Genomic DNA, 4,398 nt, shown 5'->3' on the forward strand with positions numbered 1-4,398 from the left:
ATGCGTTTGCCCGGCAAATGCGGCTCCATCCGATCCCACTGGTGATCTTTCAACATCAGACGAACTCCGCTCACCCAAGCCTCCGCGCCCAAAAGGAGCTTGAATCAGATTTGCGAGTCCGTCGAAAGCCTGAATGTCAACGCGCTCTAGTGAGCTACGAGAAGTTCCCGCCACTGCAAGCGCCCGAATCCTACAATCTCAGTGAGATTCTTGAGCAGGTCAAAAAGGCCAATGCCAGCCACGGAAGTGAATAGCAACCTTCCCAGGCACGGGACGTGACGTCGGCCGGCACCGCTCAGACCAGGTGCCGGCCGAACGCAAGCCAGGAAGAACCGCAGGTCGCGCATCAAGACGACCTGTGGGACTCGACAGGGGCTGATATCGATCAATCGCAGAGGACAATCGAGAGGAGACTGTCATGAAGAAGCCATTGTTGATCGCAGCACTCCCGCTGGTGTTCCTGTTCGTCGGCCCGGCTCTTGCCCAGGCTCCACAAAGCATGTGCAACATCGCCGGCAATCGGGCGATCATGGGCGCTAACATGGAGGGCGCCTTTGACGTCCAGGCCCGGGGCTGCATGTCCGACATCAGCCCTCAAGGCACGCTCGCCAGTTCGAAGGTCAGCCAACGGCCCAAGCACGGGACCGTGAAGATGGTTGACAAGGATACGTGGACCTATGTGCCCACTTCCGGATACGTCGGGTCCGACGCCTTTGCGATCACCGCGAAGGGCAAGAGCATCGACGAGAAGCCCGGCACCTCCGTGCTCAGCTACAGGGTGAACGTCAAGTAGCCATAGGCGTCCGATGAGAGGCGCCGGGATCGCTGGGTCTCGGCGTCCACCGTCCTCACGCGCTCGCATCGATGACGACGGTCTGGTGCAGGGATGCCGAAGAAAGCCGACTGGACGAGAGGAGTGTCCGCCATGCTCAGCAAGTCATTCGCATGCTTTATCCTGATAACCAGTGGCCTCTGCGCGACAGGAGATGCGGTGCTCGCGCAGGACGCAGGCGCCAGGCCGCCAATGCTCCCGACGAAAGCCATCGGTCAGGTCACGCCCACGGGGCCGGTCCCGTCGCTCGCCGTGCTCAACGCGGCCGGCGCGAAGCTGGAGGGGAACAAGCTGACCTTGACCGGCGTGTCACCGAATTCGATCGTGTTCGCCGATCGGCCCGTGCGGGCGGCCGGTCATGTGGCCACGCAGCAGTTCATCATGCAATGGGACGAGGGCAACGACAACTTCGCCAAGGATCCGCCCAACGCCACCGTGTCCGTTCTGGGCGGTGACGGCTCGAAGGTCAGTGACGCCGTCGTGACGCTGAAGACGCCGAAGCTCGAAGGCGGGAACCTGACCTTCGACGTCGTGGTGCTGGAAGGCAATCTGACTGGGGCGAGTGGACCTGCGGCGCTGTTCATCGATGACTTTGGCCGCTACTGGCACGCTCCCGCCTATCATGGCGCCTGGTACGCGGGAGGAAGAGTCTCCAATGCAAGTGCCGCCTATAACTCGTACGTCATACCAAATCAGTGCGGCTATTACCCGTATGAGCCCTGCGGCAACGAATGAGGGTCTTTGCGCTGACGCGGGATCCGGCAGGCCACACGCCCAGCCGGGTTCTCGATCAGATCGATAAAGCGCGACCGGCCAGGCGCGCGGAATGAACTGCCACAAGCATGCGGGAACCCGTTTGCCCACCTGAACTCTTGAGATGCGAGGCCTGAAAACATGAAAGCCAGTGGAAAGATCCGGGTCGGCCTGGTCACCATGTTCGCCTCCGTGATGGCGCTCAGCACGCCGGCTGCCGCGCAGCCGCAAAGGCCCAACATTGTCATGATCCTGGCCGACGACATCGGCTTCTGGAACATCAGCGCCTACAATCGCGGCATGATGGGCTATCGGACGCCCAACATCGATCGCATCGCCAACGAAGGCGCCATCTTCAAAGATTGTTACGGCCAGCAATCCCGTACTGCGCCGATGCCGTTCAACCTGCGCTCCGGTTCCTCCGAGCGTACCTCATTCGATCGGACAGCAGAGGGCTGAAAATGAGTGGATCCTTAAGGTTTTTGTCTCTTGCGCTCGGTGCAGTGCTCGCTGGAGTCCTCGCAGGCGCCTCGGTCGCGCAGGAGCCACAACATTTCAGTGCCAAGGGAAAGATGCCCTCGCGGTACACGATCGAGGCCCAGCAACAGCAGCGACGGATCCTGCCGCTTGCCGACAGGCAGGACTTCCAGGAAGCGAAACGTGGCTTTATTGCCGCACCATCCTACCGCAGGATCATGAATGACGAGGGCGGGGTCGCCTGGGATATCGATAACTGGGCCTTCCTCCTGGGCGGGAAGGACTACGACAGCATCCATCCGTCCCTGCAACGTCAGGCCCTGCTCAACATGGAATACGGCCTGTTCGAGGTCGCGCCGGGCATCTACCAAGTGCGCGGGTTCGACCTCGCGAACGTCTCGTTCATCCGAAGCAATACCGGCTGGATCGTGATTGATCCGCTAACGGTCAAGGAGACGTCGCGAGCCGCCCTCAGGTTCATCAACGAAAGGCTCGGGGAGCGCCCCGTCGTGGCAGTGATTGTTTCCCACTCGCATGGCGATCATTTCGGCGGTATTCGAGGCGTGGTGGATGACGCCGCACTGGCAGCCGGGAGGGTGCAAATCATTGCACCCAAAGGTTTCGTCAACGAGGCCATCGCCGAGAACCTCTATGCCGGCAACGCGATGACCCGTCGCAAGAGCTATACCTATGGTGACGTTGTGCCGCCGAGTCCTTACGGACAGGTGGATGCATCGATTGGCAAGGCCGCTGCGAGTGGCGACGTCGGCATCCTGCCCCCGACCAGGAGCATCGAGCGGCCGATCGAGGAACTGACAATCGACGGCGTGCGGACGGTTTTCCAGAACACTCCGGGGACCGAAGCGCCCGCGGAGATGAATACCTGGTTTCCGGACTACAAGGCATTCTGGGCTGCGGAGAACATCGTCGGCAGTCTGCACAATATCCTGACGCTGCGGGGAGCACCGGTTCGGGATGCCCTCGCCTGGTCGCAATACATCAACGTCGCGCTGTATCAGTTCGGGGATCAAGCCGATGTGATGTTCGCGTCGCACAATTGGCCGCGTTGGGGGAAGGAGCGGATTGCCGAGGTGATGCGCGGGCAACGCGACATGTATGCGAACCTGAACAATCAGGTCCTGCACCTGGCCAACAGCGGCGTGACGATCAATCAGATCCACAACGTCTACGAGCCGCCCAAAAGTCTGCAAGAACTATGGTACGACCGCGGTTATCATGGCTCCTACCTGCATAACAGCCGTGCCGTGATCCAACGCTATCTCGGCTTCTGGGACCTGAACCCGGCAACACTGGTTCCGCTGTCGCCGGAAGATTCCGCGCCACTGTACATCGAGATGATGGGCGGTGCCGGGAAGGTAATGGCAAAGGGCCAGGACCTTTACAATCAAGGCGAATATCGCCTCGCAACGGAAATCCTCAACAAGTTGGTCTACGCGGAACCGGGCAACCAGGACGCAAAGGACCTTCTCGCGGACACCTACGAGCAGATGGGCTATCAGTTCGAGAGCCCGAGCCTCCGCAACAGCTTCCTGGCCGGCGCCAAGGAACTCCGCGATGGTGTCATTGCCGTGAAGGCCGCAAAGGCGGGCAGCCCTGATTTCGTGCGCGGGACCAGCACGGAGCTCTTCCTCAATTACCTCGGGATCCAGATGGACAGCCGCAAGGCCGAGGACATGAGGTTCAAGATCAACATCTCGACGCCCGACAATGGCGAGAAGTTTGTCGTTGAGATGAGCAATGCCACGCTGACGACAATCGCGGGCTATCAGGCCAGCGATGCCGACCTGACCATCACGATCGATCGCCGCGAGCTCGAGGACGTGATGATCGGGACGGCGAAGCTGGCGGACAAGGTCGCTGCCGGCAAGGCCAAACTGGAGGGCAATCCGCAGGTGCTCACGCAGCTCGGCTCCACCATGGTCACGTTCGACAACTGGTTCGAGGTTCTGCCGGGCACGAAGAAGGAGGCTGTCCTGTCCCCAAAACCCGAGCTCTTGCAGGATGATGCGACCTACTACGAGGGACCCTAGAGCGACGTCGGTTCCGACCGGATCCGAGGCCATGATGCATGACCCTTTCGGGCTTCGAGGAGGAAACTGTGATGAGACGCGTACTGGCATTCCTTGCTCTCGCCTCCGTCGTGACGGCAGCGACGGCCCAGGTCGGACCGCCGACATCCCAGCGAACTTGCGGCGCCAACCGCCAGCTCGTCATGAGGGACGGCGCCGTCGTCCTCGACACCGGCCCGCAGACCTATGCCCGCTTCGTCAGGAGCGGCGCGGAATGCCTGGTCGACCAGTTCCCCGAGCCGGCAT

The 4,398-nt window shown here is 61.1% G+C and carries 5 protein-coding genes and 1 pseudogene; all 6 read left to right on the top strand.

What is annotated here, in order from left to right:
• A partial coding sequence (locus tag FS320_RS47335) for a hypothetical protein (RefSeq protein WP_210252243.1) occupies positions 1-254 on the top strand: 254 nt, incomplete at its 5' end.
• A gap of 164 nt (positions 255-418) precedes the next feature.
• On the top strand, positions 419-793 hold the full coding sequence (locus tag FS320_RS38855) for an Ig-like domain-containing protein (RefSeq protein WP_152717694.1): 375 nt from the start codon (positions 419-421) through the stop codon (positions 791-793).
• Between the two features lie 132 nt (positions 794-925).
• Positions 926-1,567, top strand: coding sequence for a hypothetical protein (locus FS320_RS38860; protein ID WP_244627665.1), 642 nt, complete (start codon positions 926-928; stop codon positions 1,565-1,567).
• A 249-nt stretch (positions 1,568-1,816) separates the two neighbouring features.
• Positions 1,817-2,044: pseudogene (locus FS320_RS49060) on the top strand (sulfatase-like hydrolase/transferase); the annotation flags it as partial.
• Between the two features lie 113 nt (positions 2,045-2,157).
• The gene (locus FS320_RS38870; protein WP_244627666.1) at positions 2,158-4,113 is read left to right on the top strand and encodes an alkyl/aryl-sulfatase; all 1,956 of its coding nucleotides are present in this window, start codon (positions 2,158-2,160) and stop codon (positions 4,111-4,113) included.
• Positions 4,114-4,184: 71 nt separating this feature from the next.
• Positions 4,185-4,398: hypothetical protein (locus tag FS320_RS38875; RefSeq protein WP_192926400.1), on the top strand; the 214-nt coding region annotated here is incomplete at its 3' end.

The sequence above is a fragment of the Microvirga tunisiensis genome (genome assembly GCF_009296175.1).
Taxonomy (GTDB): Bacteria; Pseudomonadota; Alphaproteobacteria; order Rhizobiales; family Beijerinckiaceae; genus Microvirga; species Microvirga tunisiensis.